Source organism: Colwellia sp. MEBiC06753, from assembly GCF_053470325.1.
On record NZ_JBQMTM010000026.1, the window covers coordinates 1 to 15,915 of the forward strand.

5 protein-coding genes are annotated in these 15,915 nt (G+C 41.0%); 2 read left to right on the forward strand and 3 right to left on the reverse strand.

Annotated elements, in window-relative coordinates; translation table 11 throughout:
- On the reverse strand, positions 1 to 13,360 hold a 13,360-nt coding region (locus ACOB82_RS16460), incomplete at its 3' end, for a calcium-binding protein (RefSeq protein ID WP_448214082.1).
- Positions 13,361 to 13,550: 190 nt separating this feature from the next.
- On the opposite strand from ACOB82_RS16460, the gene ACOB82_RS16465 reads away from it, so the two are divergent.
- Positions 13,551 to 14,126 carry a tetratricopeptide repeat protein gene (locus tag ACOB82_RS16465; RefSeq protein ID WP_448214083.1) on the forward strand — a complete coding sequence of 192 codons (576 nt, stop codon included), beginning with the start codon at positions 13,551 to 13,553 and terminating at the stop codon, positions 14,124 to 14,126.
- Entirely contained in the window at positions 14,126 to 14,455 is a 330-nt protein-coding gene (locus ACOB82_RS16470) for a hypothetical protein (protein ID WP_448214084.1), read from the forward strand. The genes ACOB82_RS16465 and ACOB82_RS16470 overlap by 1 nt, the downstream gene beginning before the upstream one ends.
- Positions 14,456 to 14,485: 30 nt before the next feature.
- On the opposite strand, the gene ACOB82_RS16475 is transcribed toward ACOB82_RS16470, so the two are convergent.
- Positions 14,486 to 15,169, reverse strand: coding sequence for a sigma-70 family RNA polymerase sigma factor (locus ACOB82_RS16475; protein WP_448214085.1), 684 nt, complete (start codon positions 15,167 to 15,169; stop codon positions 14,486 to 14,488).
- 12 nt (positions 15,170 to 15,181) lie between these two features.
- Positions 15,182 to 15,913 (reverse strand): flagellar type III secretion system pore protein FliP, encoded by a 732-nt coding sequence (gene fliP, locus ACOB82_RS16480; protein ID WP_448214086.1) that lies wholly within the window; start codon positions 15,911 to 15,913, stop codon positions 15,182 to 15,184.
- Positions 15,914 to 15,915: the final 2 nt, after the last annotated feature.

The window sequence follows — 15,915 nt, forward strand, 5'->3', positions numbered from 1 at the left end:
TGGCAGAATACCAACCTTTAACTGTAATTGAGTCGCTACTGGAAATCTTGAGTGTTAAGTCTTCACCGTGTACTTCAGCTACTACATTTTCAGGTAATATCCCTTCACCTAAAATAATTCTATCGTTCAAGTCCCCTTGGTCATCAATCACATCATGACCATCACCGAGGTTGAAGTAGTAAGTAGTGGTGTTCTCACCGCCTATAATCGTGTCATTGCCTTTACCGCCCAAATAGCTAATTGGGGTGGTCATTGCACTGTGATCCCAATTATCATCTCCATCTGTACCAATAATAGTTGTGCGATTTCCTAAGGTTGTTTGCCCCCATGTGGTTCCGTCAGCAAAGTCAATATATTCAATTCGATGTTCCCATCCATTGGCAGAATACCAACCTTTAACTGTAATTGAGTCGCTACTGGAAATCTTGAGTGTTAAGTCTTCACCGTGTACTTCAGCTACTACATTTTCAGGTAATATCCCTTCACCTAAAATAATTCTATCGTTAAAGTCCCCTTGGTCATCAATCACATCATGACCATCACCGAGATTAAAATAGTACGTTGTCGTGCTTCCACCGCCTATGAACGTGTCATTCCCTTTACCACCTAAATAGCTAATTGGCGTGGTCATTGCACTGTGATCCCAAGTGTCATCACCGTCTGTACCAACAATTTCAATTGTCTCAGCAGATACTGGTTCGGACATAGATTGTGTCGAACCTTCTTGAATCGTTGATTCTTCTATCGAAAAAGAGGAGAACACAGTTGGCGATTGAGCTAATGAAGCTTCCGTGGAGTTAGCTAGTAAATCATCTCCACCAAAGCTACTATTGAGGGGTATTCCGCCTTTATCTTCAAATAACAAAGTTAATGTAATGTCAGTACTCTGGAACTCTTGGCCATTATTAAGTGGATCATAAGAATCCGTAGCCCTAATCGTTAAAGTACCTTGTCCACCATTACTGACATTTTCAATTTTAATTGTATTTGATGCTGTATAATCTATAACCGTAACGCCACCAGGAATACTTTTACTGACAATATAATAAGTTAGGTTACTGTCCCCCCCATCGTCTTCAAAAAGAGAGTTTAAATATATCGTAGTACCGCTACTGGCTTCTCCTTGAGGGATATTTATAGTAGTGCTAGCCCCGCTTTGTAATTTTGGTGGTGTATCCATATGCATTACTACGGTGGCAGATGTTTTAAGTCCATCTTCATCTTCCACTACAACAGTGAAATCATGGCTGCCTGAACTGAAATCAGTACTCGTACCAATGACTCTATCTCTAGCAGCGTTAATACTTAAACTGGAGTGAGTTACACTGACAATTTTAATTTTAGAAGGATCACCATCAACATCTGTAAAATAAGCAGGAATATTCATTGAAATATTAGTACTATGGCTTTGATATCTGATAATTTTGCCACTTTCAATTTTGCCTCGCCCTACAACTTCGCCATTAGCACGTAAACTTGGCGCCACTAATAGCTCTCTAACGTCAAATTCAAAACCACCTGAAAGCTCAGCTCCTTGGTCATCTTCAATGACATAACTAACGTAATAATTATTAACAACTGTTGGTTCACCAAATATCCTCAATGCATATTCAATCGGCTCTCCAGCAGGAGTATTCAACTTATAAAAGTTATAATTTAGCCCTGTTGGTAAGCCACTTATCGATTTGAGATTTAATGATGAAGAATTAGGGTCTACGAAAGTAAACAGCTTATCGTATGGTTCGTTTTTGAAAACAGACTGTTTAGGTATTCCACTACCAATAGGAGGCACATTAACGTTAAACACTAATGTTTTTGTAGCAAAGTTACCGTCGGGGTCAGTGACTTTGACAGCTACGTGAATCTGCTTATCTGTGCCGCCATCACTAATTGCCGTAATAGTATTTCCCTGCACCGAATATTCAGCGTTTGATGCAGACTCAACTTCAAAAATCAATGTATTAATAGAATCATCATCATTTACATAGAGGTCATTGATATTTAATGTAAAAGGCTTATCCTTTTCAACACTATTGTATTTATATCCATTAATAACGGGAATGGCGCTTCTTATCTCAAAATTTATTGTTCCTGTAAGAACACCACCTTGTAAATCTGAAACGGTATAGCTAACACTTGGACTACCTTTTACTTCAGGCGTACCTGAAATATTAAGAGCCCATTCATTTGGCTCAGAGCCATACTTATTCCATGAAGCGGTAAGTCCTTGTGGCAACGAGTTATTAATTTGTTGCAAATTTATAGATAAATTGTCAGGTGATGTATCATAGAAATACCATGTTTGATTGAAGTCCTCTCCAACTCTTCCTAAACCACTTGCAGGAATACTAATTCTAGGAGGAGTATTGACACGAAATGTTGCTGTATCAGACTTACTAGCACCAAAGCTGTCTTCTACATATAAATTAACTGTAACAAAAGAACTTGTCGTTGTTACCGTAACAGTATTTCCAGTTCGAGTGTAACCACTACCATCTAGAACTGTAACCGTATACGGGGCAGTAAAACCATCATCAACAATGACAAACGAATTAGCACTTAATGTCGTAGCGATACCTTTTTGTATATCCCTAGACACTGGTTCAATTACATCAGGCACTGGATTATTTACATTAATTGTATAACTAATTTCACCAGATTCATCCGCCATATCAGTTGCAGCAATACGAATAATATTGTTAATACTTATATGTTGACCCGAAGTTGGCCTTCCACTAAAGCTGATAATATAGCTTTTGCCAGAGCCATTTGTATTAAATGGTGTTAGCGTATAGTTCAACCAACTTGGTTTCTCGATTTCTAATGCTAATTCTTCAACTTGTGCACTATCAAGGTCGCTTACGAGAATTTCAAATGCTACTGATTGACCAATGTCAATATTATTTGGCACAGAGCCACTGTACAAAGACACAACTGGTTTATTATTTGCGATAGGATGAGCAGTAACAGTGAATGTATCTCCATTATTAAGAAACTCATTCTTAATTTGATCATCACCTATTACCTCAACAAAGAACTCTTGTACAATGGACTGACCACCGTTAAAAATAGAATGTAAAAAATCAATGGTAACATCCCCGTTGTTGCTAATCATGAGCCAATCTATTGAGTCGCCTAGTGATTTTGGTGGGCCTGCATTAATTGCTTTAACATTTATTTTTGTAATAGTACCTTCGTAGTCAATATTAGAAATAATTGACACACTACTACTTCCCGACCCAGTCTCATGAATCGTAAAGCTAGTACCAGATACAATTGGCGGAGTATCTTGTTGAACGTTTATAACATGTGTTTCACTTATAGGTACATCCGTTATTGATTCACCTTCTTTTAATTTTTGCTGAGCATATATTTCGAAACGACCATTGTTGGCATTCGACAATATCGGATAATTAACATGCATATTACCATTTTCAAAGTATACACCTGAACCGCCACCGATTATTGGCGAATCACTCATAGGAATCACAATGGGTTCTTCAGATAAATTACTACTGAAATATTTAACAATATAGATTAATTCATCATTATTAATATCTTCGAATGGTGGAAAGGTAAATGAACCAACCCCATTAAATTTAACGGTTAAATTAGTCAATATATCACTAGGGATTCGGGGCTTAGCATCCAAACTTAAAGCTATTTGAAACTCTCGAAGTAACTCGCGATTTCCTGCTTCTTCCGATAAATAAACATTTACGCTCAATTCACGAATTGGAATATCAATATTTGCTGATTCAACTATTGATATTATGTTGTTTACACTTTCACTTCTCAACAATTGACCACCAAACTCTAAAACAGGCTGAGAGCTGTTTACCATGGTGTTATCAATCACTTCAAAAATGATATTTTCTGTGTCTCCTTCGATTAAGCTGAATAGGTCTAGCTCATCAATACCATTTTGTCGAAGAAAAATATTACTATCTGGAATATTAATTTCAAATGGCATCGATTTGATGTTCAATTTAAATATCCCTTCTTTTACCCCGTCAAATGCGCGTATCGTAATGGTGGCTTGTTCACCAAAAATCTCTTTAGGTACTTTTACTCCATCAGGGGTTCTTACAATAAGCTCTGTCGTCAAGCTATTATATTCAACAACTAACCAATTGCTTATATCGGGAACAATGTTACCTTCCACATTATTAGAAAGCGTTATGGAACTGACCTCAAAAGATAATTTCTTTTCTTCTGGGTCTTCTATGAGTGATTTTAAGTCGAATATTAGCGGTCCGTATGCTTCTCCTCCCACAAACCTTGGAACATCCCCAAAGTCATTTCCTTCTTTAAAGCGAGGACTTAAATCTTTTCGAACTGGAACAACAATTGGCAATAATGTGAAATGCCCGTCAGCAGTTTTTGATTCCGTAGCTTTTATTGCAAAATAAACGTCTTTATCTGCAAGCGAGTCTGATACGTTCCCTATTGACTCAACTACAAGTTTAGCTGGACTGCCTTGTAGATAACTTTCATTTAATCGAAAGTATGGAACTACGCTAATGTCATCAGGATCCACAACAGGATTTTGAACTCCATTTTCAGGTAAGCTCTCTCCTATTCCCAAAGGATAAGCGACTAACTCAAAGTTCAGTTCATCTCCTTCTGCATCAAAAAATACATTTGCTACTTCACCTAAGTCATATTCATATCGAAAACCTGTAGAAGCAGGATAATATTCAAGGCCTTCAAACGCAGGATTCAAAGTTGGCGCAGTATTTTCATTTAATACAATGCTACCGGTGTAACCATTAAGTACGCGCATACTGCGGCGGTTACCCATTTCGTCATAGCTATATTCGATACCCGACAGGACTTTGTTCTCGTTCTCGACTCGACCATCAAGCACCAGTACTTGATGCAATCGGTTATTTGAGTCGTAGAACATACGCGTTTCTTCGTGAGTTAACTCACCAATGGCATTAACAACATAACGCTCTTCGGTTTTGACTTTACCCGTCGCGTCATAAGTAAACTCGGTATAACTTTTGTTTTCTGAATTTGTTATACGTTTTACCTTGCCATTAGCGTAATATGTATAGGAAATAACACCTTCTGGGTTGGCATTATCATCGTTACCTAAATCGATGCTTTGTGATATTTGCTGACCATTTTCATAGCGATAATCGTACTTATTCCCCCCTAAATCATTAACCGTTACTAAACGCCCGAAGTAATCGTAAATACGTGAAATATTACCAAGTTCACCGTTGCTTAGTTTGTCATAGCTTAAACTTGTTTGATTACCCCTGACATCATACTCGTAACTCATGCCAACACCTTCCGGCGAACGAGTAAATATAACCTGACCTTGGCTATTAAATTGGCTGTAGTACTCATTCCCTAACGCATTGCGCTGTAAGATTCGGTTGCCTAATGAATCATATTCATAGTCATTGAGTTTTTGATAAGCTAATTGGTTGGATACATCAAGACGGATATCTCCCGTCTCAATCACTTGACCCAATAAATTAACTTTATTGGAAGTGACATAGCCGTTAGCATGTTGTGTTGCGACTTGCTCGCCATAGACGTTATATGCACGTGACGTGACGTTGCCAAGCTCATCAAATGACTGGGATAATTGACCTACTGCTGTGTATTGGTGGATTTTAAAGTGGCCTAACGAATCTTCAGAGGCAATTAGGCGCCCTTTAACATCGTAATAATTTTTAAATGTTGGCCGTAAAGTGAAAGTATCTCCCTGCTCATCCACCGCATTAACTAACGGCCTGATTTCTTGTTCTAATAAATTTTGCGCATTGTATTCGTAATTTATCGTGTAACCGTTGGCATCAGTGCGGCTGGTTAAGTTACCCCAACGGTCAAACGTTTGATTAATGGTTGTACGACTATCTCCAACATAATAACCTGCTTGATGTTGCGTTTCCATACGTCCAAGCTTGTCATAACTAAAGCTTGTCGCCCCTTCGGTCACACTAGATTGCTGGACAACATTTCCTTGTAAGTCATAGCGGTAATATGTCGCTACGCCATTTCCCGAATTACTTTCAATCAGCTGACCTGCTGCATTATATTTAAAGTACTCTTGTAAAGGTTGGGCTTGAGTTGCCGTAAATAAACTATCAGCGCTATCACCTCTAAAAATTAATTCACCATAGCCGTTATAAAGAGACTCTTGACGTGCATCAACTCCAATCACTTGTCGCTGGTTATCTAAGCGGAAACGCTCTACGCTAACTTGTTGCCCCGCATCATCATAAAGAAATTTGCTGACCGCTGTTTTATCATCACCATTAACAGACGCAAACGCCCAATTAGCGTATTGTTTATTTACCGTTTGCCCGTCTGTTAGGTAAAACTGTCCATAGCTTTTGATTAAATTACCATCTTTGTCAGAAACACTTAATAAAACAGACATTTCGTCGTAACCATTAAATGACACTGCTTTCGTACTAGTTAGTATTCCCGATTGACTATCAAAACTTAGCCAATCTGGTAATGTTACAGTTTCACTTCTAACCCCAAAGCCATCATCAGAGAATGTTTTAACAAGCTGTAAGCTATAGACATAATCCAATGGAGCTTCTTGATAGATATTTTCTTGGCGGATTAACCGCCCTGCATGGTCGTACTCATAATTGGCCTGATGACCTTGTGCATCTATCGTTGATACCAACTGCCCTCTAGCATTAAAGAACTGCTGATTAACGCGATTCTCACCCACCTCAAGTGAGAGTGTAGCTTCATCGCCTGTGCCTACGATGCTATTTCCGCTAACCACACGTGCAACATTGCCATACACGTCATAATGCTTCTCGGTCGTTAACTGCGTTTGATGAAAATCTCCAGCACTCCAACCATTGTGCAGTTGGGTATCGCTTATTAATGTTTCTGTTTGCGGGCCTGACATTGACACCACACGCCCCATGGCATCAAGTTTATAACCTGTCACATCACCTTTATCGGTGACTTTAACGATATTGCCCGCTCCGTCATATTCAGTCACTAATAATGCCGTCGCTTGTGACTCACTAAGTTTACTAGTGCCATACACCGAAATGTCATTACCGGATGCGCCGCTGTTTTCCGTAAAAATAAAAACACTTAAATTAATTTGGCTCTCGTGGGTACGCTGACCTAATTTATCGTATTCATAGATCCATTGACGGTCGCTTTGACTCGCACGTGGGCTTAAGTCCTTTAAGGCACGATGAGTTACATCGGTCATCGCATCAGCGTATTCGATATAGCTCGCCACTTGATCAAACTCATCGTATTGCCACTCGCTGACATAACCTAACGCGTCGACCATATAACTGCGACGACCTAAATTATCGTAAAAATACTGAGTAATCGCGCTTTCTTGAGTTGAAATCGCTTCTGTTACCGTTGCTAATTCTCCATATTGAGTGTACGTATATGTTGTTACAGGTGATGCATTGTACGAAGTTACAGAGCCATCATTTTGTATTCTACTGACCGAAACTTGCGGCTGCGTGACCGCCATTTTTTGGCCCAAAGCATTGTATTCAGTAATGATGGTGCGTTTATCATTGATTGTATCCAATTGCATAGCTATATCAGCGAGTGACAATGCATTACCTGCTTGCCAGTTGGCAATCGCGTCTAAATCAAGTGGTTGACCATAGCGCGTGATCGCAACCTGCTGATCTAGCGCGTCATACGTATACTCAGTAACATATCCTAATGCATCGATATCATGGGTAAGCATGCCTAACGCATCATAGATCTTATACGTATAGATGCTGCCGTCACCCGTAATGATTTGATTGACCACCGCATTTCCTAAACCATCAAATGTAACCACTGATGATGTACTAGGACTACCTACAGCTTCTGGTTGACCAGAAAAAATTTGGCGACCGAGTGAGTCGTAAGTAAACGTATGTATCATTGGTGCAAGTACTGTAACTGTTGCAAAATCAGCTACAGCGCTGTCAGTAATATACCCTGACGTGCTCGTACTAACATTACCCATCGCATCATAGGTAAACGATTTAACCAAACGAACATTATTTAAGGTTTGGTATTGGTTGTTACCTGCATCGACTAACACTTCCTTAAGTGACGGCCCCACTTCACGCGCTAATTGACCTTCAGCGTCGTAGGTATAATGCCAAGTTTCACCTCTTTTATCGGTGTAACTGGCCTTTAAGCCGTTATCAAAGTACGCCCAACTTTCGGTATGCTCTAATGCATCAGTGATACGTTTGATTTGACCGGCACCTGTGTATACCGTATTCGTAATACGATCGTCTGCTGACTCTACCGGTAGATAAGTATCTAACTGAGCCGTTGTCATTGTGCCTGAGCTAAAGCTATCACGCAGCGTGGTAGGCATCTCTGAAACTGAGCTCAGTGGTACTTTATAATCAATTTGTCTGATCAGTTGCCCTGCACTGTTATAGGTATTTTCCGTCAGGTAACCTTGCTCGTTTACACTATAACGCACACGTCCCGCACCATCATACAATAGCCATGACTGGCGATCTTTATCACTGCGATATTGGGTTAAGTCCGTACTGGCATCAATCTCTGCGAGAGTTAATGCCACAGGTTGCGCATAAGCGCGTGTGGCCATCAATCGGCCCGCTTCATCGTATTGACTTTCTTTAATTCTGACCTTACCCGTTTGCATGTGCTCAACGCTAAACTGGGCAAGACCTAATGCATTGTAAAACGTTTTCGTGTGTCTATCGGCATCACTCGTCGTGATAGCCGGCAAGCTCGTTAACTGACCAGTTTTTAATTGGGTTTGTGTAGCGTTATCCAAGCTAATTGGCGTGGCGTAACGCACCTGCTCAATCACTAAACCGCGCGCATCATAGACATTGTGAGTGACACCACCTTCTGCATCAATTACATAAGTCTGACGCCCAAAGTCATCTAAAATCGTGTAATTAGTCACTTGGGCATTAGCGTTAGCTAGCAACCAGTCATCAATGTCAGCTTGGCTCAGTGGAATAGTTAATTTGCTATGATCAGTACCATTGGCCTGATTATATTGACTGATAAAGGCCGATAGCTCTGAAGTGACTAACGTTGTCAGTTGAGTCGTCGCCACTTGTCGACCTGCACTATCGTAATAGTATATGGTTAAGCTGTTATCAGCGGCCAACACAAACGTCTGCTGCCCCGAACCATCATAGCCATAACGAGACACGCTGCCGTCAGCGTTTTGCACAGCACTTAAATGACCTGCATCATCGTAATAATACTGCGTGGTCAACTCTCTCTCACCGGATAAGGTTTGGCTGATACGCTGGTTTTCATCGTTGTATTGATAGGTCATGGTTATTTGGTTATCTAGCCCTTCCACCACCGTCAGCTGATTACCGTTTTTATCAAACGTATATCGGGTATAAGCCTCAACATTAGCATCGGTAATATCTAACTCACTGCCATCTTGTGCGACCGACGTATCAGTAATTTTACCTTTACGCATTTCAACCAGCTCACCAAAGCCATTAAAGCTCAAACGCGTACCTTGCTCGCGACTGCCGTGCTCTATCAGTTGTGTTTTTTGGCTATCGTCATAACGGTAAGTTGTGGTGCGATTACTTGCGTCTGTAATTATTACTTCTCGGCCAAAGACATCATAGGCAACACTGCTCTGTTCTGTTCCATTCGCTGAAACAGAAAGTGTCACGACTTGCCCCAACGCATCATTATATTCGTAATGCGTTGTTGTGCTTTGTTGATTGGTCGATGACTTCACACGACCAAAGGCATCAAATGTGTGTACTGTACTCAGCGCTAATGTGTTGCTATCGACAGTGGTTAAGGTCAAGTGCCCGCGATTGTCATAACCGTAATTATCTACTCTGGTATTATTACTCGATAGTTGCGATGTTTGTTGTGACAACTCACCAAAAGCGTTGTAATCATTGTCGGTATAAGATTGACCGCCCTTATCAACTGTATCGACTAAACCGCGTTTGGTATACGTCGTCTGTACCTGATTCGCCTCACCTAGGCTATTGATTAGCGATACGATACTGGTGTGATGAGCATTGCCATTAATGGCGGTGATATCTAATGTGTTAACGGCATTTACTGCTAAGCTAATATAGGCTTTAGTACTTGTGACTTGGTCAAAGGCATTGTACTCATAAGCTTTGACTTGACCGGCTGAATTTATCGTCGCGGTTAACCTGTCTTTAACATCGTAGAAAAAGTACGTTACCCTTCCTTCATTATCCGTTTCTGATAATAGGCGACCATTATTGGCAAATACATACGAAGTACCATCATTGATTAAAGTCGAGGCAATCGTATCGACACTGACGCTATCCCATACAAGGTTTGCGTCATCGAAATTTTTACCGTTTAGCTCACCAACAACACGCCCTAAAGCATCACGACCAACCAGGTTATGTCGCGTGTCAGTTTCTGTACGAAGGCCAGAATTATCACTGGACTGCTCACTGACTTGCGTACCAATTAACTGGCCTTTATCGTCATAGTTAAACGACGTGATGGTTACAAGACCAGTGCTATCGGCATTAATGATTAGGGCGCGCGTCCCTTGGGTTTGGCTCTCAACTTTGCCTAAGCCGTTGTAGCTGTATTGCGTTACTCTATCCTCAAGAGAAGTGCTCGGTAACGTCAGGATTCCCGTGGTACTTTGATTGATTTGACGGGTGCGATATTCAATAGTTTGTGACAGTTGACCGTTGATATCGTATTGATATTGGCTCGCCTTACCTTGACCGTCAATATATGCGCTCAGCAACCCTGCACCGTTATAAGCGAAGCGTTCAATTTTATCGGCGGCGCTAGTTATCACCGCAAAATCGATATCACTTACAAGTGCAATCAGTTGAGCTGTTGAGGCAGAACTACCACTAACAGTAATGGCGTTGGCATACTGTCGGATTGCCACTTTTTGCCCTGCGCCATCGTATTGATATTCGCTGGCATAGCCATCACCGTCTATCACCCAGCTCACTAAACCGTCTTGGTTATACAGCTGACGCTCAACACGTGCACCGTCAATGCTGTGTATGGTTGCGTGACCAGCGCCATTAAAGCTCACATCGGATGGTTTTGCGTATGCGATAGTATGGGTGACTTGACCTAGGCCATTGTATTTAAGCTCAGTGACAAAACCCGCTGCGTCTTGCCTAAAGGCAACTTGTCCGGCATCGTTATAATAAGTGTACTCTACTCTGTCCTTAGCAGCATCACTGCTAGCAAGACTAATGGCTTGCTCGGCAAGCGCTTGATTAAAGACTTGAGTGTCTGTGCTATACCAGCTACTAGTGTCTAATAATGTCGCATACGCATGTCGAGATGTTTCGCGATTTGCACTGTCGTATTCATAGGCAATCATAGCACCAGTTTGGTCGACCGTGTGGCTAATTCTGCCCGCGTTATCATAGAAGGTGTAACTGATAGCCCCATTGGCATGGTGGTGAACAATCTCGCGTCCTACACCGTCGTATTCAAATGATTCACGGCCTAAATTACTTTCACCTATCAGGTCACCTTGTACTTGGCTGAGCACCCGACCTGCACTATCATAGGTGGTTGTTATATATGCGCCATTTTGGCCTGACGAGAGGCCAATACGACTTTGTCCGTCTTGATAAACGTAGTTTTCTTGAAAGACAATCTCACTCACAGGGGCGGGGTTGTCAGCCGTAACAAATGCCGTTTGGCTGATGGACTTTTGTGTTAAGCGATTAAGCGGATCGTAGACATACGAAGTCACCGACTCGACTGTCTCATTGCGCATGGTTTCAGTGCGTAATCTGCCGTGTAAGTCATACTGAAACTGTGTTGTCACGGTATTGTCTTCGTCAAACACACCTGCAGCACTGACACTTTGATATTGCCTAACTTGTGCAACTTGCCCTCTAAAGTCATAGGTGTACTGCGTTTTTTGTGCCCAGTCATCGCTATGACCGGTTAATGCGTTTTGCCAGCTAGTTAAAGACGCGTGAGTAAAATCATTACTCTTATACGTCGCTTTTGTATAGCTTAAGGTATTATCAAGTAAGCCAAAATTATCGTACTGGTAAGCCGTCACGCGCCCCTGTTCTGAAATCACATAGGTAAGGCGCTTATTGTCATAGACATAGTATGTCGTTTGTGGCTCACTAGCGCTTTGGCCTTGTTCATAACCATCAGGGTCTGCCATCGCAAAGCGCGTCTCGGTTAAAATTTGGTTATCGTCGTTGTACGTTCGCTCTACGCGGTAGCCCTCTGCATTCTGCTCACTTTCAATCAGGCCATTGTGATAAGTGTAATGGGTAGTTTGTCCTAAATCGTTGGTGACTGTTTCCACATTGCCTTGATCATCATAGGTATACGATATCGAGATCTGTTGGTTATCGACTACTGATGTTTGGCTTAATAGGCGCTCATCATCGTTAAAGGTTAGCTCAATTTCTTGCTCGTACTGCCCGTTATTCTGCTTACCAAGCAGTAATTTGGTAGTGTCCTCGTTTGTATAGTCAAAACGCGTAGTTTGAGCGTCATCACCGATGCCATTGGTAACAGTTGTCACACGGCTTTGTACATCATATTCAAATTCAATGTAGGTGTTATCCGACTGCTCAATTGATTTTAGGCGATCTGTTGTGCCGTAATACGTATAGGTTACATTGTAAAAAGATTGGTCAGTGTCATCCTCTGGTGTTAGATCGAATTGAACGTGTTCAAGACGCCCCTGAGCATCGTAAAGGTAGGTATATTTATCGCCATTGGCAATAGATAACTCAGACAGTCTGTCATTGCCATCATACACAAAGGTCAGTGTTTCTATTCCTGTGTCTGTATCAATATCAATCGTTGAGAGCGTGTTGCCTTGGTAGTTGTAGTGATAGCCGTGGCTGTCTCTATCAAGTTTGCTAGTTACGCGGCCTGTACTTCGAATATCACTGTAGGTGGTGTCAACCAGAGAAGATCCTTCAGTGTAAGTTGCCGTGCCCGTTAGCGCATTGACAACAATGTAATCATCAGCGCCAGCCCCTTGGGTGCTTTCATAACGTTGTGATTCGCTGTTATACGTAAAGGATTGTTCGCTGCCATCACCTGTTATTCGGGTCAATAGGCTACCTTGAGTGTTGATACTTCCAGCACTAAGCCTAAGCTCACTTAAAAAACCTAAGCGCCAGTTATCGTTGCCCACGTCATCGCCAAAATCCCCCAAACTGTTATAGGTACGTAGATTGGCAAAATCAGCCCCTAAACCAGCGATATTTGAATCTTGGCCTTGCATCACCAAATTACCCGTGGCGGCATTAACATAAACTCCTTGGCTTGCTTGTCCATGACTTGCTGAGCCCAACATTAGCTGTGATGCGTGAAATAAACCTGAAAACTGACCAGCGACAACTGCAACCATTTTATTATTCCTTTCATTCCGTTGGAAATTTCTCTCTCTGACTGGCTATATCCAAGCAAATAAATATTTGTTTAGCGTTTTTTTAATTTTTTTAACGTTGTTTAATTACCTGATAAAGCCCTTTAAAACACTGGATTTTAAGGCTGTTTTCACATAGCATCCTGTCAATGTCTCACAAAGGATGAAATGTATGTTTGCAACAGAAGAACAAGCTAAAAAGGCATTGATTGAGCTATTAAATGGGACTACTCGCGATAATGACCTTGTCCCTCTGGCTGTTACCCAGTTCCCAGATAGTGCATTGATTCAATTTTTAGCGGGCTCTTATTATGCAAGTCATGACGAAGTCGATGTGGCACTAGATCTCATGGGTAAATCAGTACAGTTGGCGCCTACTTTTTATTTGGCTCAATTTCAACTGGGTTTTTTATCGTTAACGGCAGGCCATATCGAACTGGCACAGCAGCAGTTAACGGAGTTGTTATCTAAAATTAAGCAAGGTTACCTTTGTGAATTTGCGCAAGGCTTAATGGCGCTGATTGAAGGTGATGAGCCAAACGCAATAAGGCATATAGAGCAAGGGATTGTGTTAAATGAGGAGGTAGCGCCGCTCAACACTGATATGCGCCATGTTATATCGACACTATCCTTAACGGCTGAGCGTGATAGCGCCTCTTTGCCTGAGATAGAAGCGCCTCACTCGCCATTAGACTCGGCGTTATCCAGTAATGCCCTACTGCATATTTATAACAAGCCGTCGTCATAATGGATAAACTAAGTCGCTCTTCTCATCACAATACAAGTTCGACAAAGTGGAGGGCATCAACAAAGCCGAAGGGAAAAAGCGCGAAAAGCACAGGCGACGATACGCAATCCAAGCAAGCTAAGCAAAAGGGGGGTGCACATCACATTGATGAAAACGCATCAATAGTGGTGCTCAGGCGACAAGCAATCACTAAAATATTAGTGGAAAAATTTGGAGAGCATATCTTATTAGAGCCCAAATTCGAGGACTTGATGCGCCACGTTGAAACGCGATTTGAGGAAAATGCTGAGCTACAAACGTTGGTTAGAAAAGCCGTTGTAAAGAAGTAGCTAAGTGTCTGTATAAAGTACCTTAATATATTACCAGTTTAATTTAAGCTTTAGTGATGATATTGCTTTTGTATGAATTTGGCTAACACGCCCTTTGCTTAAATCTAAAGCCTCTGCAATTTGTTGAAAATTAAACCCTAAATGATAATAAAGCGTTAATATCGTTTGCTCTGTTTCACTGAGTTGTTTAGTTTTGGTTTTTACTGAGCCAAGTAGTATATCGTGCTCACTAGAGTCATAATTTGTCATAGGCAGTGCTTGCTTTATATCTTGCTCACCTACATCAGCTGCAAGAAAATACTCTAAGGTCATTTCAATAACCGTAGATTCAAACGAGCTTTCATTTTCCAAGGCTATTTGTTTAATGTAGCTATTGATATATTCATCACTGATTGCTTGTCGTTTTTGATAGATAGCAGCAGCCTCTGAAAACTTAAATACCTTATTTAGTATCGCACCTCTCACCCTATAAACTGCGTAGCTGGTAAATTTAATACAAAGATCTTTATAGCCTTCTATTGCTTCAAGTAAACCAATATGACCATAGTGAAAATAATCGTCCAACTCAACTGAGGCAAAAGCCGTTTTAAAGTATAAATTCTTCGCTTCGTATTCGACCCAACCCTTATACAGCTCAAAAAGTTGATTTCGAATAGCAAGTTGCCGTGAGTCTAGCCAACTCTCCCATAACTTTCTTTCAATGATGACATCCATGTAACAAGCCAGTTATGTAAAACTGGTTATTAGGGATTGAGTGAGCAATGCCCAGCCATCGACTAGCACAAATAACATTATTTTTAATGGCAATGCGATAGTAATAGGTGGCACCATAATCATCCCTAAAGACATCAATGTACTTGCCACAACCAAGTCAATTAATAAAAAGGGAATGAAAATAACAAACGCAATTTTAAACGCTACTGTTAACTCGCTTAATAAAAATGCAGGTATTAAATGCAGAGTTTTGATCTCATCAACAGAATTAGGAATGGGCTGATTCGCCATGTTTAAAACAGCTGCAACGTCAGACTCTCTCGTTTGACTAATCATAAAGCCACGAAGAGCACCTAAGGAGCGACTTAATGCTTCTGATAAATTTATCGTTTCATTCATATACAGTGAAAATGCGTTAGTATTTATTTGCGTGATTACTGGCTCCATAACGAATAGAGTCAGAAATAAGGCAAGAGTGATTAGCACCATATTAGGGGGCGTCTGTTGTAAGCCTAATGCATGCCGTAACATAGACAACACAATAACAATTCGCGTAAACGCTGTTGTTGCAATGAGTATTGCTGGCAATAATGACAAACTAGTCAATACCGCGACAATTTTTAATTCAGGGGCTAGTGAATCCGTCAATGCTGATATGGATTCGACCGAATATTCATACGCAGAAACTTGACTAGGTAATAGAATTAAACATAAGAAAAAAATACTGCTAATTAATTTTTTCATGA